This is a genomic window from Pseudomonas sp. GW823-FHT03E05 (assembly GCF_058796855.1).
Window position 1 is genome coordinate 659,419 of sequence record NZ_JBXAJB010000005.1, and the last position, 21,179, is coordinate 680,597.

Here is a 21,179-nt window from a genome sequence, read left to right on the forward strand (position 1 = left end):
TCGTCAAATGACTGCCGCAGAATCGCCAATAACAATCAAATCAAACTTTCAAACAACTTTACGAGATAAAAAACATGCAGCTCCATCATGGAGCCGCCCATTTTAAATTTTGAAATATTTAAAGGAAAAATCATCTGAAAGCCTTTTAAATCAAGGCTATAGAGTTTTAAAAAGTTTTAGCAAAAATTTGAGATTGCACACTTAGAAGAGCCAACGCCCGTACGCAAGAACCCTGGTTCTCACTCTCTCGCTACGATAAAGAACAACTCACCCACAACCACATCCGTAGCGACAAACCCATGCAGAAACCCCAAATAAATCAATAACGCATTGATTTATTTACTGAAAATAGAATCAGACAATTCCCTCTGCAAATTCAGAAGAGCCGTACCCCCCCAGGGCTCATCCCCCCTGGGCAATCAATCTTCTCCTGTCTTCTTGCCTTCATCCCCTTCCGAACGCAGATGGATCACCCGCGGTGGCGGTTCCACCCTCAGCGGCGGGTGCTGCTGGTCTTCGGGAAGAATGCGATAGAACTGCGTGGTGACGTGGCTGATACCGCCTTCCTCGTCGTTGTGCACGATCATGGTGCCGGGCTGGCGCATCTGGGCGAAGGTCGCGTCGTTGAGCTTGAAGGTTTCGCTCAGGCGCTTGTCGTCCACCACGGGTGCCGGCAGCCGGGGCGGGTAGCTCTTGTTGCGACGCTGACGGTAGCGGGCCCAGGAAATCAGCAGCACCGCATTGAGTACCGCCACCCAGGCATAGAACTGCAGGGTGGTCAGGGCATCGAGCATGCCCGCTTCGATCCGCGGCCCTTCATGGCTGTCCAGCAGCGGAATGAGCCCACGAACCAGCAAGTACAGCAGGCCTACCCAGGCCAGTACGGTGAGGACAACGTCGACGATCACCATGAACGGACGCTGGCGGGTTCGGATGATTTTCATCAGCGCACCTCCTCTTCGTCATCGATGGGTTTGATGCCGCGGTCCGGGCTGACCCAGCGCGCGCGTTTCTGGTGTTCGCCAAACAGCACCCGGGGAAAGCTCACCAGGGTGGTGAACAGGCTGATGAACCAGAACACCAGCGGGTACCAGACCACCCAGAACATGGTTTTCCACAGGTCTTTTTCATAACGGCGGTCGATCAGGATACTCACCGCGAACTGGGTCAGGCAGACCATCGCCAGCACCAGCCCGGTGAAGGCCGGCGGGACGATGGTGTGCACCGCGATGGCCTCGGGCATGACGATGAACTTGCCCAGGGCCCAGAAGATCACCGACAGCAGGAAGGTGAAGGCCCAGCCGGTGGACAGGCAGTAGTCGAACAGCAGGGTCCAGAGGTAGCGGTGGCGCCACTCCCAGATCCCGCGGATGTTCTTGAACAGCACCTCGGCGCCGCCCTGGGCCCAGCGCAGGCGTTGCTTCCACAGGCCGCGCAGGGTCTCCGGCATGAGGATCCAGCACAGCGCCCGCGGCTCGAAGAACACGTACCAGTGGTCCAGTTGCAGCTTCCAGCTGATGTCGATGTCTTCGGTGATCATGTCCGGGCTCCAGTAGCCCACCCGGTGCAGGGCGGTGCGACGGAAGGCGACGATCACCCCGGAGACGGTGAAGACTTTGCCGAACACCCGCTGGGTGCGCTTGATCAGGCCGATGATCGAGGAGAACTCGCCCACCTGGACCCGACCCACCAGGGTCGAACGGGTGCGGATCCGCGGGTTGCCGGTCACGGCGCCCAGGCGCGGGTTGTCCAGCATCGGCGCTACCAGGTAGGCCGCCGTGTTGGGCGCCAGCAGCGCATCGCCGTCGATGCACACCAGGTATTCGCTGTGTGCCGCCACCGCGCCCATGCGCAGGGCCACGGCCTTGCCCTGGTTCTGCGCCAGGTGCAACACCCGCAGGCGCGGGTCCTGGGCGGCAAGGCGGTCCAGCACCTCGGCGGTGTTGTCCTTGGAGCCATCGTTGATGGCGATCACTTCGATGTTCGGGTACTGCTGGGCCAGGGCCGCATGAATGGTGTCGGCGACGTTGTCGCCTTCGTTGTAGCAAGGAATGAGGATGCTGATCAGCGGCTCACCGGCCAGGGGCGGCGGCAGGGTGTCGTCGCTCCACGGCCAGTGGCGCTCCCAGTGCATCCAGTAATACAGGCCGCCGGCGATCCACAGCGCCGACATGAACAAGGGGTAGTAGAAGACGAAGTCCATGAGGAATTCGCCGGTCAGCACGAAGATCAGCCCCAGGGGCACGCCGAGAACGAGCGCCAGGACCACCAGCGCAAAGATACGATCCACCATGATTCAAGGGCTCCATTTGTTGGAGAGCGCGGGCCGCAGAGTCTTCAGGTCCGGTGAGTTCTCGAGGAAGTTGTCCGGGTAGTAGCCGAAATTGGTCGCGCCCTGGCGCTTGAGGCGGCCCATCCAGTCCGCCAGTTGCTGGGCGGAGAGGTCGCTGGCGGGCTTGCGGGCCCAGTCCCGGGCCTGCAGCTCGAACACCGTGCGCTGCAAGGCACCGGGGCGGGCGCGCACCTGGTCCACCAAGGCTTCGAGCCAGGGCCCGGAATGCCGCTGGCTCTGGCCTTCCATCAGCGGCATGGCCATGGGCGCGGTCCAGTCGTAGCTGACCAGGAAATCATCGAGGTTCTGGGCGAACCAGGTTTCACTCTGCGGGTTGATGATCGGCTCGGCGAACAGGTTGCGCGCGGTCTGCACCTGCGGCCCGCGAATCGCCCGGACCTTGGCGGCCAGCTCATGGGTGAAGTCGATCAGGTAGCGGCTCTTGAAGCGGGTCCAGCGCTGCAGGGTGGCCGGATCGTCGCGCAGGGCGGCCATGGAACCCGGCAGGCCCTGGGCCGCATAGGCGCGCAAGGCCCCGGGGCTGGCGTCTTCGAAATCCGAGAGCACGGCGTCGTCGTGGAACAGAATGCCGTCCACCGACGTCATGCGCGCCACGTCCTCGTAGAGGTCGCCGATCTGCCGGCGCACATTGGGGTCGAAGGGCGACAGCCGCTGGTACTGCTTAGGATCGATGGTGCTCTGGCCGGTGGCCGGATCCCAGCGCGTGACCCGGGGCAGCCGGGCGTCCAGGGCGAAGCTGAGCACCGGCATCCAGGCATAGACCTTGACGTGGGCCCGGGTGCGCAATTGCCAGGCGACCCGGTCGAACAGGTCGGCGCGCATCGGCAGGTGCCGGTTGGGGAAATACAGCGACTGCACCAGGCCGTCGCCCTTGGGGTCGGCGAAGGCCTGGAGGAATACGGTGTTGGCCCCCAGGTCGGCCATGCGCTGCACCAGCTTGCCGAGGTTGACCTCCTGCTGCTTGGGGTCCGGGTCGTAGACGTTGTCCAGGTCCACGTGCACCACGCGCATGGGCGCGGCGGTCTCGGCACCGACAATGCTGTTGGAGAAGTGCATGCCGTCCGGGTCCGACACCACCAGGAAACGCGGGCTGCTCATCAGGTTGTCGAGTGTGTCCAGGCCGTCGTCCAGGGTCAGGGCCAGCTTGAAGCCCTGGCTGTCCACCACTTGCAGGGTGGAGCCGTCAGCCGTGCCGTAGGGCCAGACCCAGATCCGCGGGCGATAGCCGGCCACGGCCAGGATCTTGTTCGAGATGGCGGTCACGTCCTGGCGCATCCGCGCCTGGAAATCCGCCTCGCTTTCATAGCGCCCGGAGGCGGCGTCAAAACGGCGGGTCGCCGCCGCCGGCTGCAGGTTGCCCTGAGGGTTGGCAAGAATGCCCAGGTGGCTGTGGTCGGTATGGGCGGCGATTTCCACCAGCCCGGAACGGGAGATTTCCCGGACCTGCTCCCAGGTCAGGAACTGAGAGCGGGGCCGCAGCTCGCCGGCGAAGTTCACCGGCTGGTCGGTTGGGGTGTCGATCCAGGTGCCCACCGGCGCCAGCACCGCAGGCCAGTGATAGCTGCGCAGCACCGGCAGCACCCGGGTGTAGAAGCTCGAATAGCCGTCATCGAAGGTCAGCAGGATGGCCTTGGCCGGCAGTTCGGGGCCGCCGTTGCGCGCCGCCAGGATCTGGTCCACGGTCACGGGCCGGTAGCCGTTTTCCCGCAACCAGGCCAGTTGCTCGATCATCCGCTCGGTGCGCACCGCCACCACCCGTTGGTCCGGGTCGCGATCCTCGATGTCGTGGTAGGCAATGCCCAGCACGTGGTTCTTCGGCCAGGGCGCCTCGGTGTTGGGCAACGGCCGTTGCGCCGGGGCGAGAAAGTCGGCGGCGGGCTGGGAACAGGCACTGAGAACCAGGGCTCCCAGCAGGAGGATGCAACGGTTGATCAGGCGCATCGTCACACTCTTCTCTAGAAGCGATAGGTAAGGTCGACAGCCAGGCGCAGGTCGGTTTCCCGATCACCGTCGTAAGGCCGGTTGATCACGCTCAGGACTCCGCCGATGTCGAACACGTCGTTCCAGCTGTAGCGCTGGCCGTAGCTGAGCAGCCCCACCGCTCCAGTGGAGTAGCCGCGTTCGCTGTAGGTACCGGCGCCGGCCTGGAACTGTTGGCTCCAGGAGGTCTGATAGCGGTGATAGAGCACGTGGTTGACGGTGACGGTGGGCAGGACGCTGAGGTCCGCCTCGGGGTTGTAGTAAGGGGTGTCTTCCAGGGTGTTGTGGCTGGCGCCCACTTCCAGGCCGAGGTCGACCTGCACTTTCGGCGAGCGGTAGACCCCTTCGCGGCCCGTGAGCAGGGCCTCGAACCTATTGTTGCCGTCGCTGAAGTGCGACGGGCTGAGGGACAGTTTCCACTCGCGGCTTTCATTGGCCCGCCAACGCAGGAAGGCGCTGCCGCCGTTGGCGCTGATATCGCTGTTGAGGGCCCGCAGCGGGGTGTTGGCAGAGAGGTAGTCGAGGCTGCCGCCGTATTGCCAGTGATCGTCGATGTCCCGCGCCAGCGACACCCGGGCACCGGTCTTGTCGCCGTAGCCATAGGAATGGTTGGAGACTTCCGCTTCCAGGGTCATGTCGCGGGTGCGCCGCTCCACCCCCAGGACCTGCCAGCGGTGATTGCCGATCCCTTCCGAGAAGTCCCCCATGGCATAGCCGATGCCGCCGAACAGGCGCCAGTCCTCGGCGATCGGCGGCGTGTAAAGCCGGCTTTCGATGCCGAAATCACGGCTGCCGGATACCGCGCCGGCACCATTGCTGCCACCGCCGTAACTCTTGCCGCCATAGGTCATGACCCGCAGTTCGGCCATGTCGTGCACTTCGCGCTCGCGGGCCAGGCGCTGCACCTGGCGGCTCTCCGGAAAGCGCTCCACCACGTCGTCGGTCAGCGCATCCAGTTGCCGCCATTCCTGCAGGTCCTGGGCCGTATGGCCCTGGGACACTTCCAGGCTGACATCGCGCGGGGCCACGCTCTCGGTTTCCTTGAGCAGGCTTTCCGAAAGCCGGGGCCAGTCGCGCACCCGGTACAGATCGGCCTGGGCCAGGCGCACGCTGATGTTGCCCGGAGCCTGCCCCGCCAGGGTCTCCAGGCGCTGCTCGGTGCCCGGCAGGTCAGCCCCGGCCGTGCCGTCGGCACCGGCCTGGGCCGCCAGCAGTTGGGCATCGACCCAGTCGTCATTGGGGTCGCCCACGGTTTGCCCGGTGAGCTGAATTCGCTGCGGCACACTGTCGGCCAGGTCATTGGCGAGTTTCAGCGCCTCTTCCGGGCGTTCACTTTCCAGCAGCGCGTAATACAGCGCGGTGGTGTCTTCCAGGCGGTGGTCGGCATCACCGTCCGGTGCCGAAAACACACGCCGATACAGGTCCGCGGCGATTTCCGGCTGGCGCTGGTCGAGGTAGGAGGCCGCCACCCAGCGCAGGGCATACGGGGGAATGGCCACGCCGGCAGCGGTGAGCTGCTCGTATTCGCTGATCACCTCTGCGGTGCGCGCCCGGGACTTGAGGGCGCCCAGGCGGTCGATGCGCCAGCGGGTCAGGTCGTCCTGGGCTTGAGGGTCCTTGCCCCAGGCGGCGAACAGGGTGTCGTAGTCGGCCAGGGCACGGTCGGCCACCACAAAGCGCTCTTTCTCACTGCGGCTGGCCAGCTCCGAGAGGCGCACCCGTTCGGCGGCGAGGTCAGCCTGGATGCGCCGCTGGATCACCGGGTCGATCAGCCCGGGGTGCTGCCGGGCCAGGCGCAGGGCCGGTTCCGGCAGGCGCGCCCGCTGCAGGGCGTAGATGTATTCGCGAATGACTTCGGGCTTGTCGCCAGCGCGGATAAACGCCTGGTCGTATGCAGCCAGGGCGTCATAAGGCTGGTTGGCGCGGGTCAGCGCGTAGCCCAGGGCCAGGCGCCGGTTCGGGTCATCGGGCTTGGCCGCCACCAGGGCCTTGGCCCGGGCCACGGCTTCGGCCGGCTGGCCGGCATCGGCCTGGGTCAGGGCCAGCCCCAGCTGCAGGTCGGCGTTCTGCGGGTCGCGCTGCAGGGCCAGGCGATAGACCTGGGTGGCGTTGTCCCACTGCTTGAGGTTGCGATAGGCACGGGCCGTGGCGGCCAGCGCCTGCGCCGGCAGCACCCGGTTGCGGCCCTGGGTCTCGTAGACCTTCACCACCTCGGCATCGAGGCCCGCCCAGCTGGCGATCTGCAGGTGGTCGCTGACCAGCCCGTTGTTCAACCGGTCCGCCGGCACTTGGCGCAAATGGTTCAGCGCCGGGGCGTAGCTGCCGGCCCGGGCCTGGATGATCAACTGGTCATAGGCCGCATCGGCGAACGCCAGGCCCGGCCATAACAGTTGGCTGCACAATGCCAGGCGAAACAGCGGACGAAGGCCGTAGCGGCGAGCGGGATGAACAGTGCGTTGCATTTCGTCAGCATCCTTACGTGGCTAGCCGGAGTTATGCGCCCCGCCCTTACGCCCCAGCCCGGACGATCAGAAGATCGACAGAGCGTCTGGGAGAATTCTTCCACGAAGGTTAGTTCAGAATTTGCAGCGCCATATTTATTCAGAATCAGATTCTGCGGGGCCTGCAGCCGCCCTCACCGCCTTGCTCCAGACAGCACAACGCCCGACCTGTGGGCTGCACAGGCCGGGCGTCAGGGGTTGCACAAGAAGGGCCGCGCAAAGCGGCCCGTGCACCTTTACTGCTGGGCGCCTACGCCCCCCAGCTTGCTCATGACCAAACCGATGAACTGCTCAACGGTCATTTTCTGGCCATTGAAGTTCACTTCGTTATTGGCATAGTGCAGGGCCGACACCACGTCATTGCCTTCCAGCTTGGCCAGTTGGGTGGACAGGGCCATGGCACTGAGCATTTCTGCAGTGGCCGCGCTTTGCTCGGCGATCAGCTTGGCATCGGTCTGGCCTTCGACCTGGGCCTGCAGGGCGGCGATGTCTGCCACCATCGGCTTGGACAGCGACAGCTTGGCATCCAGCTGGCTGACCAGTTGCTTGCCCAGCTCAGCCGGCGGCAGCTCCAGGCTCTGCGGCTTGGCCAGATCCAGGCTCAGGCTGAAACGGCTTTCACCACCGGCGGTCTTGAATGCCAGGCTTTCCAGGGCGATCTGCGGCTTGGCTTCCAGGACCTTGTTCACGGCAGCCCGTACCTTGACCTGCTCGGCGTCGGACATTTGCAGTTCCGGAGCCGGTTCACCCTCGGCAGAGGCCTCGGTGGCGGCCTTCTGATACGGCTGCAGCACGTTCTGGTAGACCTGGACCAGATCGAGCATGCCCTGGCTGTCGAGGCTCTTCATGCTCCAGAGCATCTCGGCCGAACCCACGGTCTTGCCGTCGAAGGCGATTTCGCCCACTCGGTAATCCGCACGGCCCGCCACTGTGCTGCCGGTTTCTTCGCTGAAGGTCTTCTGCTCGAAGTGCTTCAGGGTCAGCACCGACTGCTTGTCGCCGAAGGTGGCCTTCAGGCCGCTGAGCTCCAGGGTGTTCTGGCCCAGGAAGTAGTCGAAGCTGCTTTTCTGCAGGTTGCTGGCCAGGGTCAGGCCGTTGATTTCCAGTTTGAGCGGGGCCTTGTCCGGCGAGCTGAGGAACAGGCTCAGGCTGTCCATATAGCCATCGACCTTGGCCTTGCGGCGATTGTCGCCGACGCTGAAAGTGGCATTCAGGCCGGAGAACTTGAGGTTGTTCAGCTCATCCAGGGCCAGTTCCATCGGAGCGAAATCCAGGGTGCCCTCCGCGGACAGGTCATAGCCGACATTGACCACGCCCTTGAACGGTGCAGCACCTTTGGTGGCGGCAAACCACTTGTCGGTCTGCCCGTTGTTCTCCAGCTCGTAATGACTGGACGCCATGACTGGCAGCCACTTGAGGCGGATCAAGCGCGAGAAAGGCAGCGGGCCGTGTTCGATATGGTCGGCGATCATCAGTTCCAGCCCACCGTTGAACATCTCGCCCTGGGTCTTGAGGCGGTAGCGGGCATTGCTGCTGAACACGCCACGCTCCAGGGACACCAGCTCCAGAGTGGCGGTGGCGTCATAGCCGATCAGCGCCGCTTGCAGTTCCTTGTTGCTTTCGATCACCTGCTGCTGCAGGACCCCTTCCAGCTTGGTGCCGGTGTACCAGGCACCGCCGGCACTGATGGCACCTACTGCGACGACGATTCCTAACAGTACGCCTGCTGATTTATTCATGTCTGACCCGATCAATATCCGTTGTTTGAAGGTGTGGTCGTCTTCCCTGAACCCATGACGGGTTGCGGCTCGACTCCGCGTAAAACCGGCGCAGATTACCACTGGCGGCTAGGGCGAGCCCAATCTTTGAATGTGAAAAACCGTGGAGCGCGGGGAGATGGCCACGGCAGCGGCTGCCGCAAACCGGCAGCCGCCGCTGTTACAGGGCCAGGGGAAGGGGCTTTTAGGAGTATTCGATTTCCAAGGCATCGAGCTGATGATCGAAGCTCTTGAGCCGGGCGCTCCAGGTGTACACCAGGACCTCGAAATCCCGGTCGATCACCGCGCTGTTGCCCCGGGATTCGCCCCGTGGGTCGCAGAAATCCAGCTGGTAGCGCTCCCGCGCCATGGCGGTGGCGACATCCGACAGCTCCCGGGCATTGCTCAGCCAGTGGTGACCGTCCTCGGCTTGCTTGTCCAGCAGCATGCACTGCTTCTTCAGGGCCTCCAGGCTCTTTTCCAGCGGGGTGCCGGTGAGTTCGCCCATGACTTCGGCGAAGGTCCGCCCCGGTTGCCAGTAACTGCCCCAGAAGTAACGGTCGAATACGGTTTCGACCCGGCGCAAGGCCACCTTGGTGTCCCAGATGACCACCAGGGTCTTGCTCTGTTCGAGCTGTTTCTTCTTGATTTTCTGGCCCTGAAAGGAGGCCCAGGCCACCACACCGATGGCCATCACCGCGATCAACGCGCTGGCGCTGTCGAGGAACACCAGGGCCTTGTCGATCTGATGGGCCAGCATGATGCCGTAGAAGTAGGTGGCAGACAGCAGCACCAGGGCGCAGAGCGCGCACCAGAAGCCCGGAGCATAAGGGTTTTTCATTATTGGAATCCCCATGACCATCACATGCTTTGATCGGTTGGAAGGCACGTTGCACAAGGCACTTTTCCAACTGATCAAAGCATAGCAACCGCCTCAGGGTTTCGCGTGCTCCGGGCCTTGCGTTCGTCCGCTTTCCCAACCGCCGCCCAGGGCCAGGAACAGATCGATCTGGCTCATGGCTACCTGGGTGTTGGCCGCCGCCAGTTGCGCGCGCATATCGGTGTAGGTACGGGTGGCCTGCAGGTCGGCGAGGAAGGACGCGCGCCCGGCCTGGAAGAAGCGGTGGGTCTGGTCCGCCGCCAGTTGCGCCGACTGCTCGGCATCCGCCAGGGCATCGCGGCGCTGCAGTTGCGCGCTGTACTGGGCCAGGCCGGTCTGGGTTTCGCGGATGGCGTTGAGCACCACCCCATCGAAATGCGCCAGGGCGCCCTGGCTGGCGGCCTCGGCTTCATGAATGCGCTCGCGGGCGCCATTGGCCGGCACCGTCCAGCTGATCAGCGGGCCGAAGCCCCAGCGATTGGTGGAAGGCTTGCCGAGGTTGTCGAGGATGCCCACGGTGCCGACCGTCGCGCCGATGCTGATATCCGGATACAGGGCCCCGGTGGCCACGCCGATTCGCGCGGTGGCGGCGGCCAGCTGGCGCTCGGCCTGCCGTACGTCGGGGCGGCGCTTGAGCAGCGCCGCGCCATCGCCCACCGGCAACAGCTGGGTGATATGCGGCAACTGGGCGCAACTGTCGGTGCCGGCGGGCAATTGATCCAGCGGCTTGGCCAGCAGCATGGACAGGCGGAACAGGCCCGATTGGCGCGCCGCCTCATAGCGCGGCAGTTCGGCACGCAGGGATTTGAATTGGGTCTGGGAACGGGTGACCTGGGTTTCGTCGCCGCGCCCGGCATCGCGCAGGCGCTGGGTCAGCTCGGTGCTCTGGGCTTGCAGGCTCAGGGAGTGCTCGGCGATTTCCCGTTCTTCGTTGGCCGCGCAAACCTGGGTGTAGGCCCGCACCACGTCCGCCACCAGGGTAATGCGCGCGGTATCCGCCGCAGCCTGGGTCGCGTCGGCATTGGCCTGGGCCGCCTCGATGCCGCGCTGCAAGGTGCCGAACAGGTCGAACTGGTAGGAGGTGCTGATGGACAGGTTGCCGACGTTGGCCACTGGCACCTTTTCCGGCAGCAGGAAGGCTTCGCCGGATTCCTGCAGGCGCTCGACCCCGGCCTTGACCCCACCGCTCCAGCCACCGGCGGCCTGGGCTTCATCCACCTGGGCACGGGCCCGAGCCAGGTTGGCCGCCGCCACCCGCAGGTCGGTGTTGGAAGCCAGGGCCTGCTGCACCAGCTGGTCCAGGCGCGGGTCCTGGTACAGCCGCCACCAGTCGGCAGGCACCGGCGCCGACACCACGTTGGCGCCCTTGGCGCTCAACTGGCCCTGCAAATCCTTGCGCTGCACCGCAGCATCCCCGGGCACCTGGTAATCCGGCCCGACCATCTGGCAGGCCGAGAGCAGCAGGCCGAGCCCGGCCAGGGCCAAACGCGCGCCGTTGTTCATTGGCCGGGCTCCTGCTTGGCCTGGTCGTCGAGGATCGACACCGTGGCGGTGCGCCCGGCGATCATGCGAAAGTCCGCCGGCACATCGTCGAAGGCGATGCGCACCGGAATCCGTTGCGCCAGGCGCACCCAGCTGAAGGCCGGGTTGACGTTGGGCAACAGGTTGGAGCCGCTGCTGCGATCACGGTCCTCGATCCCGGCGACGATGCTTTCCACATGCCCGCGCAGCCGCGCACGGTCGCCGATCACACGGATATCCACGGCCTGGCCGACATGGATGCCATCGAGCTTGGTCTCTTCGAAATAGCCATCGATGTGGAAGGAGTTGCTGTCCACCACCGACAGCACCGGGCGCCCGGCGGTGACGAACTCCTGGGTGCGCGGCGCACGGTCGTTGACGTAGCCGTCCACCGGGCTGCGTACCACCGAGCGGTCGAGGTTGAGCTGGGCGCTGTCCACCGCCACCTGGGCCTCGGCCAGGGCCGATTGGGCGCGGGCCTCGCGGGACTGGCTTTCTTCCAGTTGCTCGCGCGGCACCAGGTTGCCCAGGCCACGGTTGCGCTTGGCCTCGCGTTGGGCCTGGGCCAGGGTTTCCTGGCGGTCGGCCAGGGCCGCCTTGGCCTGGCGCAGGGCCAGCTTGAAGCGGTCCTGGTCGATGCTGAACAGCACCTGGCCGCGCTGCACCAGTTGGTTGTCACGCACCTGCACTTGCTGGATCAGCCCGGACACGTCCGGAGCGATCTGCACGATATCGGCGCGGATATGCCCGTCCCGGGTCCAGGGCGCGAACATGTAGTACATCACCATGCGCCAGACCACCACGACCGCGAAGGTCACCACCAGTAACGTCAGGACCACACGGCCAATGGTCAATAAAGGTTTTTTCATGTCATCAGGTATCGACTGAGAGAGTCCACGGCGCCCAGTAGCAGAGCGTAGAGACCCACGTTGAACAGCGCCCGGTGCCAGACCAGACGATAAAAGTGCAAGCGCGTCAGCACCCCGTGCACCAGCAGGTACAAGCCATAAGTGATGCCCATCAGCACCAGCAGCGTGGGCAGGAACACCCCGCTGATATCCAGATCACCGATCATAGGGGCGCTCCATCGATGCCATGGGGAAGGGGTTCTTCAAGCTCGCCGGTGGCGACGAATTCCACCCCCGGCAACAGCGCCAGGCGCAGGCCGCTGAGGGCGTGCAGCAGGTGCAGGCGGGTTTCGTGGTCGCCTTGCAGGCCCTGGCTGCCGAGGGCGCGGCGGGTACGGTCGAGGGTCATCAGCAGCCCGCTAGGGGCCGGCAGGCGTTCGCCGGCCTTGAGGCAGGCCTTGAAGTACTCGCCCACCTCGGCCACCACCTGGCGCAGCAGGCTCTGGGCCACGCCCTGCACCCGCGGTGCGTAGGCCAGCAGGTCCAGCATATTGAGCGCCACGCGCAACTCCCGCAGGGCTATGCCGGTGTCCTGCCCGGTCATGGCCAGGCGCGGCAGGTGCTGCATCAGGCGGTCGAGCATCTGTGCACCCATGTGCCGGTGTTCGGCCAGGGTCGCCGGTTCGCTGAGGCTGACGATGTCGCGCCAGCTGAAGCGGGTCAGGCGCTTGGCCGCCAGTTCGGAGCCGAACGGCCGGGCGATCAGGGTCCAGACAAAGGCGAACAGCAGGCCCATGGGGCCGGCCAGGTTGGAGTTGGCAAAACTCAGGAAGTCCGCGTCGTAGGCGCCCTGGATGCTGATGAAGGACGAGGTGTTGACGATGGTCAGCAGCATGCCGAGGTAGAACCGCGGCTGCACCGTCAGGGTGCCGACGCAAATGAACGGCACGGCAAAGGCCAGCACCAGCATCGGGAAGTCGTGCAGGTTGGGCAGGATCAGGAACAGGTAGAGGCTGGCGAACAGCACCGACATCGCGGTCCAGAAAAAGAACCGGTAGATCTGCGGCGCCGGGTCGTCCATGGAAGCAAAGAAACTGCAGGCCACCGCCGCCAGGATCACGGCGCTGCCGCCGTCGGTCCAGCCCAGGAGAATCCACAGCACCGAGGCGACGATGATCGCCAGGACCGTCGAGCCCGCCGAGTACAGCATCAGCCCGCGATCGAGAAACGGCGTCAGCCGGCCCAGCCGCCAATGCCGGTAGACCGCGCGCCAGGGCGCCTGGCTTTCACTCTGGATGGCGTGCTGCAGGCTGCGGCAGTCCTGCCACAGGTCGATCCACTCGCCGAGGCGATACAGAGCGTTGGACATCAGCAGCTGGCGCCGGTCATCCAGGGCTTCGGGGCTTGGCTGCAAGGCTTCGAGTTCATCGCGCAGGGCCTGCCAGCGTTCCACCGAAGCATCCCGGGCGGTGCCTTGCAGCCATTCATCGGCCTTGGCCAGCAAGGGGGCGAACTGCGCCACCAGCTCCGGGGTACGCCGTTCCAGGGCATACAGGGCATCGTCCAGGGCATCCACCACCGGCAGCAGGTTGATCATCCGCCCGCGCAGCTCCTTGGTGTTGCGCACGGTCTGCGGCCGGGCGCCCTCGTGGGGCAACTGGCCGATCATCAGTTCCAGGGTGTTGAAGGTGCCCACCATGGAGGCGCGCAGGCCACTGACTTCCTCGGGCTGGACGTTGCGGGCCAGGAAGCGCTGGCTGTAGAGCGCGGCATCGGCGAACCACTTGGCGGCGGAATCGACGAACACCGGGGCCAGCCGCCGGGGCCAGAACATGCTGCCGATCACCGCGGCGCAAACGATGCCGAGGAAGATTTCCTCGGTCCGCGCCTCGGCGACGTCCCAGACCCCCAGGGGGTTGTCCACCACCGGCAGGGCGATCAGCGGCAAGGTGTAGCCGGCCAGCATCAGGGCGTAGTTGTTGGCAGTGCGCAGGTGCATGGACAGGAACAGCAGGATCCCGGTCCACAGGGCGATGATCACCACCAGCAGGTAGGGGCTCTGCACGAACATCGGCACGAACAGCACCGCGGCCGCCGCCCCGAGAAAGGTACCGATCGCCCGGTACAGGGCCTTGGAACTGGTGGGGCCGACGTAGGGGCTGGAGACGATGTACACCGTGGCCATCGCCCAATACGGACGGGGCATCTGCATCAGCATGGCGATGTACAGGGCGATCATCGACGCGGCGAAGGTACGTACGCCATAGAACCAGTCCCGCGCGGGAGGCATGCCGGTAAAGAAGCCTTTCAAGATGGCAGCACCGGTACATGACTGGCGGACTCGAACGCGCGGATCACCCGCAACGCCGCTTCCAGGTCGGCGCTGCCAATGCCTTCCAGCACTTCATGACGCAGGCGCACCAACTCGCTTTCCACCGCCTGCACCAGCTCGCGACCAGTGTCGGTCAGGCTCAGGCATTTGGCCCGGCGGTCGTGGGGGTCTTCACTGCGGCACACGTAGCCGGCGCTGCACAGTTGATCCAGCAGGCGCACCAGGGACGGGCTTTCCATCCCTGCGGCCTGGGCCACCGTGACCTGGCGCACGCCCTCGCCCAGGCGCCCGATCATCAACAGCGGCACCGCGCAGGCTTCGGAAATGCCGAAGTTGACCAGCGTGGTCTGGCAGATCCGCCGCCAATGCCGAGACGCGACCACCATGCCACTGCTGATATTCATGTGGAGTGATTCAAGGGAGCTGGACACAAGATTGTTCGCACACTGTTAGTTTGCTAACTATCAATATGTCATTGACGGATAAATCCAGTCAAGTTTTGTAACAATTGCTTGATAGTGAAGCAGCACTGCTTGCCAGCGAACCTCAGCGTTTCCTGGCCTGCTCGTAAACGGTTCCACGCTCGCGCTTGCCGACCGCAACCACGCAAACCACGACGCGCTCTTCGATCACTTGATAAACCAATCGGTAGCCCGAAGCCTTGAGTTTGATTTTGTAGCAATCGGGAAGCCCATGCAGGGCATCAGCAGGGATTCGCGGCACCTCAAGCCGTTCGGCGAGCTTTTTCTTGAATTGCTCTCGAAGCGTATGCCCCAACTTGTTCCATTCCTTGTGTGCCGAAGGCAGGAACTCAAGGCTATAAGTCATCCAGACTGACCGGAACGGGCGTCTCATGGCTGCGCTCGCGGATGATTTCGGCCAACTCCAGATCATCCAGGCGTTCCATCAACGCTTCGAAAACCTCGGCCGGAACCATGTAGCCCATGACACGATTGTGATTCAACACCGCCACTGGCCCGCCCTGGGCACCACTCAAGACGGCAGAAGGGTTTTTCTTCAACTCAGATACGCTGACGGCTTTGTCAGCCAGAATACTCTGCATAATCATGACCTCAATTCAGGTCGTGATTCTGGTCTAAATACTCCATATCAACAACTACAGCTCATCAGCCCCCGCGCCCCTTCCTCAACAACACATCCAACTGATCCACCACCTCGGCCCAATCCGCATCATCGAGCACTTCCGTGCGCAGAAAGTCGGCCTGGCTCTCGCTCCAGAAAAATGCGTCCGCCAGGTGCAGCTCCGGTTTGAGCGGCGAATGCGTGGCGATGAAACGCTCGATGCTCACCGGGTCGTCGGCCAGCCCCAACTGCTTGAACAACGCTGGCAGGCTGTGGGTCGGTGCTTCCATGGTCGGGCTCCTGATCAGTGCGAGACTTCGCAAACCTCGGCGTGGGGCACCAGCTTCAGGTACTGAGCCATGCTCATGTGCACCAGGTTGTGGTGGTTGCCGGCTTCCAGGTAGATGTCTTTCTGCCGGGTCAGCAGCGGGTCGATCACCACGTCCAGCCCATAGGACTCGCCCAGGGCCGGCACCGCGCCGCGCTCGCAGTCGTTGAACAGGTGGGCCAGGGTGCTTTCCCGGGTGACCTGCCATTCGCCGCTGCCGCGCACCTTGCCGAGGTCCAGGTGCCGACTGGCCGGCAACACCGCCATCAGGTAATGGCCGTGGTGATCGTCGAGGATCACCGACTTGGCCACTCGCTCCGCCGGTACCCCCGCCACCCGCGCCGTTTCCAGGCTGCTGGCGGAATGGGGATGGCTCACCAGATCAAACTCGCAAGCGGCTTGTTCCAGGCTGCGCTGCACGGTTCTTGCCATACGCATGATGCACCTCGGTGCCCCGCAAGCGGGGACAGGACTGTGACTCCTGATGCAAGTCTAGGTCGCGCTGCAAGACACAAGGCCTCGAACTTCCGAACGGCACCCTGCGCGTTCATTGCCCGGCACAGGAAGCGCCGGCTGCCGAGCCACAGAGGACAAACAAGCGGGCCCGAGTACCACCCGCGGCGAACTGACCGACTTTGTGCCACCCCTGGGGCAATGGCGCGAATTCCTCGGACTGATCGTCCGACCCCACCAGCCAATACCGCCCGCTGCCCACTGACAAGGCGCTCAATTGATCCAGGTAGACCTGATCCGGGTGGTCGATCAGGGTGCCGAAGCCGTACGCGTTCGGCCTGCTGGAGGTGCCTCCCGGCAGCGGCGGCGTATAGAGCATCGGCTGGGCATCGGTGCGGTTGTAGTAGACGTAGCTCAAGTACCAGAGCATGTCGCTGATAACGATGCGGTCGCCCGCGACGTAGTGCCGGTTGACGTAGTCGACCATCACGCTGATCTGGTCGTTGGCGTCGACATCGATGTTGTTTTTCAGCCCCACCGCTTCCAGCCCCACGAACCCCAGTAGCAACGCCAGCGCCACCAGCCGGGCAGTCTTAAGCCAGCGATCGATGAGCACCGCCATGATCATCGGCAAGCCCAAGGCATACGCGGTCAGGTAGCGTTCGATAAACACTGGCGAAGCGAACGACACCGCAAACACCAACAACAATGGCAGCAGGGTGAAACTCGCCAGCAGCCCGCCGAACCTGGCAGGTACACCATCACGCCAGGCCAGGACGCTACAGACCGCCAGCAACAGCAGCGGCATGCCCACGAACAGCGCACCTGGCAGGTTGTCGCCTTCGTCCTGGATCAGCAATTGCCAGACCATCGCCGGCAGCGAAGACCAGGTGACCACCGGCTCCCAGCCGACATCGCCATTGGCCTTCAACTCGTCCATGTGCCGCAGCAGGTCGAGCAACTCCGGGACCCAGGGCAGGAACAGCAGCACGATCGCCGCATTCGCCAGCCACCAGGCCGGGCGGGCGACCAGGCGCCCGCCACCCTCGGCGCGCACGCCCGAAACGGCCAGGTACAGCCAGTGCGCCAGCACGCAGAACACCGTGAAGTAATGGGTGTAGAAGGCCAGGGTCATCAGCAGTGCGTAGCTCAACAGATAGCCGGGACGCGAAGGCTGGCGCAGCCAGTACACCAGGGCCAGGGTCGCTCCCAACAGCAACAGGCCCAGCAGCGCATACATGCGCACTTCCTGGCTGTAGCGCACGGCCGTGGGCAGCAGGGCCAGCAGCACACCGGCGAGAATCGCCGCGCGACGGGTCGCCAGCAGCGCCACCAGCCACATGCCGAGCCCTACGGTGACTATCCCTGGCAGCGCGCTGAAGGTGCGAATGGAGAAAATCCCGTCGCCGAACAGTTCAATCCAACCACGCAAGAGCATGAAATACAGCGGCGGATGGACGTCGCGGGCCGCATGAAACCAGATTTCGCTCAGCGAATACTGGCTGAGCACCAGGCTGGAACCTTCGTCGCCCCAGATGGCCGCGGCGGTCAGGTCATAAAAGCGAACGGCCGCAGCCAACAGCAACACCGGCAGCAACCAATACTCCAGCGCCAAGCGCATCAGCCGCTGCACACCTTGCTCCCGAGGCACGACGGCCTGCTCTTGCAAACGCCCGATCAACTCCGGCGCTCTGCGAAAATCCATTCCTTGCTCCCCATAAACTCGCCTGATCTGGTCGCTCAAACCCCGATAGCATCGTCCTTTGCCTGGAAAACCGCAAAGCACAGACGCAAGGGTAAAAAGCCGCTCCTCGAATGCCATGTGCGACGCCTGCCGATTGCCCTCGGGTACCGCCTTCCGGGATCAGGCCCGGCCATCACCGGCAATGGATGAACATAGACCGGAGGGCAGCAAAGTCGCGTCACAGAACGGCGGATTTTCTAACCAGCGACGTAGGTGCCAGCCGGCGCCTTCTGTATGATTTTCGCCACACTCGGAACCTGCCCTCATGGCTTTTCTGAATTAAGGACAATTCATGCGCAAGCTTCTGCTCTCGGCATTGACCCTCACCGCCCTGTGCGCCGGCCAGGCGCAGGCCAGCTCGGATGACATCTGCTCGCCGACCTGGTCGCTCTACTCCAATCGCATGGACGATTGCAGCAACCTGCCCTTTCTCAACCCCGGCAACGACAGCCGGGTCAACTTGCGGCTGCTGCTGGCCGACCAGGGCAGCCTGCCCCTGGCACCCCGGGCCCTGACCCAGGATGAGCTGGGCATGGGCTACGGCCCTGTGCCCTTCATGCACTATCGCCTGCACCCGGCGCAGCCCGAACTCGATCCCGACACTGGCAACCCACCCAAGCCAGGCCCCTCGCCCGCCACCGAGCAGCTCGACAGCCTACTGCAGGCCGTAGGCCTGCGTCGCGATAGCAAGGAAGCCGCCGGGAACGGCTTTCTCTCCGGAGAAGGCAGCCGCTGCCGCAGCAACTCGGACGCCAGTGCCCTGGCTTTTGTCGAGCAGCTCGACCAGGCGCCACTGAGCCCGGAAGAACGCCAGGCCCTGGCCGAGGCCCGGGTGCAATTGCTGGCCAGCTGCGACTGGAACGCCAGCGAAATGAGCAAGCTGCTGCCGGCCAACCTGAACTCGGCGGCGGCCAAGGCGTTCGCCGGCTACCTGCAGGCCGCCGCCGACTTCTACAGCGGCCGCTTCAACGAAGCCGGCAACGGTTTTGCCGAGCTCAAGGACAATCCCCAGCCCTGGCTGGCCGAAACCGCGGCCTACATGAGCCCGCGCACCCTGCTCAACCTGGCCCAGCAGAACGCCTTCGATGAATGGAGCATGGTCAATCTGGAGCATGTGGACAAAGCCGTCCTGCAACAGGCCGGCGCCGGTTTCGAGGCCTACCTGAAGACTTATCCACAGGGCCGCTACGCCGTTTCCGCCAAGGGTCTGATCCGCCGTGTGCACTGGCTGACGGGCGACACCCAGGCCCTGGCCGAGGACTACGCCTGGCAACTGACCCAGGCTCCCGGCACCCCGCGCAACATGCCTCTGGACGACCTGGTGGAAGAAGTCGACTACAAACTGCTGAGCCTGCCCGAAGACCACTTCAAGGCTCCGCTGCTGCTGGCGGTCAAGGACCTGATGCGCATGCGCGACGCCCCATCGGCGCCCCTGACCCGGGACGCCCTGCAACAGCAGAAGGCCCTGTTCGCCAGCCAGCCGGCGCTGTTCGACTACCTCCAGGCCGCTTTCAGCCTGTATGTCGAAAAACAACCGGCGGCGGCGCTCAAACAATTGCCCAGCCAACTGCCTGCGCAACTGGACTACCTGAGCTTCAGCCAGCAGATCCTGCGTGGCCTGGCCCTGCAGGCCCAGCAGGACTGGAAAGGCGCCGAGGCGCTGTGGCTGCAATTGCTGCCCCTGGCCCAGCAACCGCTGCAACGTGAACAGTTGGAACTGGCCCTGGCCTACACCTACGAGCGCAGCGGGCAACTGGCCAAGGTGTTCGCCGACGACTCGCCGATCAAGACTGCCCAGGTGCGCGCCATTCTCCTGCGCCAGGTGGCCTCTCCCCAACTGCTGCGCCAGCAAGCGCAGAAGGCCGAGTCGCCAGCGGAACGCAACGCCGCGCGTTTTATCCTGCTGTACAAGGACCTGACCCGCGGCCAGTACGCGGCCTTCGGCAAAGACTTCGAGCAACTGCCGCCCACCCTGCCCGACGCTAGCCTTGCCGCCAGCCTGGGCTACATCTACCTCGTTACCCCGCCGTTGCAGGACTTCCACTGGAATGGCCCACAGCCCGAAGACGAAAAACCCGACTACCGCTGCCCAAGCCTGTTGGAGACGGTCGCCCTCCTGCAGCGTGACCCGAAAGCCCCGGCCGGGCTGCTCTGCCTCGGCGAGTTCATGCGTTTCAGCGGCTTCGACCGCATGCCCCTGGACACCCCGCCACCGGCCGAGAACCTGGGCGGCACCCAGGACACGTTCCCGGGCAAGCCGTTCTCGCGGCTCGACGGCTATCAGGTGGTGATCAACAACCCCAAGGCCAGCCGTGACGATCGCGCCTACGCGCTGTACCGAGCCATCAACTGCTACGCCTCCTCGGGCCATAACAACTGTGGCGGTGCCGGTGTCGAGCCCGCCGTGCGCAAGGCCTGGTTCCGCCAGTTGAAGACCAAGTTGGGGGATACCCAGTGGGCTCAGTCGCTGCGTTACTACTGGTAGGCAAGCGCCTGGGCTATGGCCTGCTGCTGTGGCTGTGCTGGGCAACACCGGCCAGCGCGGCAGTGGACGCCGCCGACTACGACGCCTTCTGGCTGTGGAGCGGGGTCAAGACCCAGCCGGTGCTGGGCCAGGCCAGGACCCTGTACCTCCTCCAGGGCCAGATCAGCCGTTCGCGACGCCATCCGGCCAGCGGCGTCCAGCTCATCGCCCAGGGCCTGCCGGTGTCGCGTCTGCGCCAGGAGCAGGTGTGGGTGGTCTACCGCGCCCACACCCTGGCCTGGCCCGAACCGCTGTATGACCAGTTGCTGGGCCAGGTCCGGCGTTGGCAGGCCACGGGCACCCAGGTGGTGGGCATCCAGATCGATTTCGACAGCAGCACCCACGACCTGGAGCGCTATGGCCACTTCCTGCGCGACCTGCGCCAGCGCCTGCCGGCGCACTACCGCCTGAGCATCACCGGGTTGATGGACTGGGGCAGCAACGCCGACCCGCAAGCCATCGGCCAGCTCAAGGGCGTGGTGGACGAAGTGGTGGTGCAGACCTACCAGGGGCGCCGCAGCATCCCCAACTACGCCAGCTACCTGCCGCGCCTGGACCGCATGGGCCTGCCCTACAAGGTCGGCCTGATCCAGGGCGGTGAATGGCAGGAACCCCAGGCCCTGCGCGACAGCCCCTGGTTCAAGGGCTACGTGGTGTTCTTGCAGAATCCTCAGCCCGGACCCTGAGAGCGGTGCAATAAGTGCTCACAGTAATGCCCATCAGTGCCCTTGATCCTCGAAGCCTGCTGAGGCAAAACGGTTCCCGCGGAGTTGATATGCCAAGCAGCCATTGGTGATACCTCTCTCGTCGGACAAGGATTGACCTCGACGAATACAGGCACTAGGCTCGACCTCACAACTCAACCCCGTACGCAG

At 64.4% G+C, this 21,179-nt stretch carries 18 protein-coding genes; 2 read left to right on the forward strand and 16 right to left on the reverse strand.

Translation table 11 applies throughout. The features are described 5' to 3' along the window. Positions 1-419: 419 nt before the first annotated feature. The 16 genes from pgaD to AC1RCO_RS23455 all read right to left on the reverse strand — a co-directional run bounded on the left by pgaD (position 420) and on the right by AC1RCO_RS23455 (position 17,741). Complete coding sequence (gene pgaD / locus AC1RCO_RS23380) at positions 420-944, reverse strand: poly-beta-1,6-N-acetyl-D-glucosamine biosynthesis protein PgaD (RefSeq protein ID WP_011058546.1); 525 nt, start codon at positions 942-944, stop codon at positions 420-422. Beyond that, the gene (pgaC, locus tag AC1RCO_RS23385; protein WP_019093523.1) at positions 944-2,293 is read right to left on the reverse strand and encodes a poly-beta-1,6-N-acetyl-D-glucosamine synthase; all 1,350 of its coding nucleotides are present in this window, start codon (positions 2,291-2,293) and stop codon (positions 944-946) included. Before pgaC ends, pgaD begins: the two co-directional genes overlap by 1 nt. A gap of 3 nt (positions 2,294-2,296) precedes the next feature. Continuing rightward, positions 2,297-4,294 (reverse strand): poly-beta-1,6-N-acetyl-D-glucosamine N-deacetylase PgaB, encoded by a 1,998-nt coding sequence (pgaB, locus tag AC1RCO_RS23390; protein WP_492618089.1) that lies wholly within the window; start codon positions 4,292-4,294, stop codon positions 2,297-2,299. Between the two features lie 14 nt (positions 4,295-4,308). Further along, on the reverse strand, positions 4,309-6,795 hold the full coding sequence (pgaA, locus tag AC1RCO_RS23395) for a poly-beta-1,6 N-acetyl-D-glucosamine export porin PgaA (RefSeq protein ID WP_011058543.1): 2,487 nt from the start codon (positions 6,793-6,795) through the stop codon (positions 4,309-4,311). A gap of 275 nt (positions 6,796-7,070) precedes the next feature. Beyond that, positions 7,071-8,573, reverse strand: coding sequence for a YdgA family protein (locus AC1RCO_RS23400; protein ID WP_492618090.1), 1,503 nt, complete (start codon positions 8,571-8,573; stop codon positions 7,071-7,073). A gap of 223 nt (positions 8,574-8,796) precedes the next feature. Beyond that, entirely contained in the window at positions 8,797-9,432 is a 636-nt protein-coding gene (locus AC1RCO_RS23405; RefSeq protein WP_015633693.1) for a hypothetical protein, read from the reverse strand. Positions 9,433-9,525: 93 nt separating this feature from the next. Further along, entirely contained in the window at positions 9,526-10,974 is a 1,449-nt protein-coding gene (locus tag AC1RCO_RS23410; protein WP_011058540.1) for an efflux transporter outer membrane subunit, read from the reverse strand. Continuing rightward, positions 10,971-11,861, reverse strand: coding sequence for an efflux RND transporter periplasmic adaptor subunit (locus tag AC1RCO_RS23415; protein ID WP_011058539.1), 891 nt, complete (start codon positions 11,859-11,861; stop codon positions 10,971-10,973). The genes AC1RCO_RS23410 and AC1RCO_RS23415 overlap by 4 nt, the downstream gene beginning before the upstream one ends. Then, positions 11,858-12,067 carry a DUF1656 domain-containing protein gene (locus AC1RCO_RS23420; RefSeq protein ID WP_011058538.1) on the reverse strand — a complete coding sequence of 70 codons (210 nt, stop codon included), beginning with the start codon at positions 12,065-12,067 and terminating at the stop codon, positions 11,858-11,860. Before AC1RCO_RS23420 ends, AC1RCO_RS23415 begins: the two co-directional genes overlap by 4 nt. Next, a complete protein-coding gene (locus AC1RCO_RS23425) occupies positions 12,064-14,151 on the reverse strand; it encodes an FUSC family protein (protein ID WP_011058537.1) in 2,088 nt (695 codons plus the stop codon). The genes AC1RCO_RS23420 and AC1RCO_RS23425 overlap by 4 nt, the downstream gene beginning before the upstream one ends. Then, positions 14,148-14,576 (reverse strand): MarR family winged helix-turn-helix transcriptional regulator, encoded by a 429-nt coding sequence (locus tag AC1RCO_RS23430; RefSeq protein WP_011058536.1) that lies wholly within the window; start codon positions 14,574-14,576, stop codon positions 14,148-14,150. Before AC1RCO_RS23430 ends, AC1RCO_RS23425 begins: the two co-directional genes overlap by 4 nt. A gap of 142 nt (positions 14,577-14,718) precedes the next feature. After that, the gene (locus AC1RCO_RS23435) at positions 14,719-15,000 is read right to left on the reverse strand and encodes a type II toxin-antitoxin system RelE family toxin (RefSeq protein ID WP_011058535.1); all 282 of its coding nucleotides are present in this window, start codon (positions 14,998-15,000) and stop codon (positions 14,719-14,721) included. Continuing rightward, a complete protein-coding gene (locus AC1RCO_RS23440; RefSeq protein WP_011058534.1) occupies positions 14,990-15,235 on the reverse strand; it encodes a type II toxin-antitoxin system Phd/YefM family antitoxin in 246 nt (81 codons plus the stop codon). The genes AC1RCO_RS23435 and AC1RCO_RS23440 overlap by 11 nt, the downstream gene beginning before the upstream one ends. Before the next feature lie 64 nt (positions 15,236-15,299). Further along, positions 15,300-15,545, reverse strand: coding sequence for a DUF2789 domain-containing protein (locus AC1RCO_RS23445; protein ID WP_011058533.1), 246 nt, complete (start codon positions 15,543-15,545; stop codon positions 15,300-15,302). Positions 15,546-15,559: 14 nt separating this feature from the next. Further along, the gene (locus AC1RCO_RS23450) at positions 15,560-16,021 is read right to left on the reverse strand and encodes an aminoacyl-tRNA deacylase (protein WP_011058532.1); all 462 of its coding nucleotides are present in this window, start codon (positions 16,019-16,021) and stop codon (positions 15,560-15,562) included. A 109-nt stretch (positions 16,022-16,130) separates the two neighbouring features. Beyond that, entirely contained in the window at positions 16,131-17,741 is a 1,611-nt protein-coding gene (locus AC1RCO_RS23455; protein ID WP_492618091.1) for a glycosyltransferase family 39 protein, read from the reverse strand. 331 nt (positions 17,742-18,072) lie between these two features. Here AC1RCO_RS23455 and AC1RCO_RS23460 point away from each other — a divergent pair, with 331 nt between their 5' ends. Both AC1RCO_RS23460 and AC1RCO_RS23465 read left to right on the forward strand, forming a co-directional pair. Then, a complete protein-coding gene (locus AC1RCO_RS23460) occupies positions 18,073-20,265 on the forward strand; it encodes a PA5441 family protein (RefSeq protein WP_492618092.1) in 2,193 nt (730 codons plus the stop codon). After that, positions 20,235-20,990 carry a DUF3142 domain-containing protein gene (locus AC1RCO_RS23465; RefSeq protein WP_103291455.1) on the forward strand — a complete coding sequence of 252 codons (756 nt, stop codon included), beginning with the start codon at positions 20,235-20,237 and terminating at the stop codon, positions 20,988-20,990. Before AC1RCO_RS23460 ends, AC1RCO_RS23465 begins: the two co-directional genes overlap by 31 nt. Positions 20,991-21,179 lie beyond the last annotated feature (189 nt).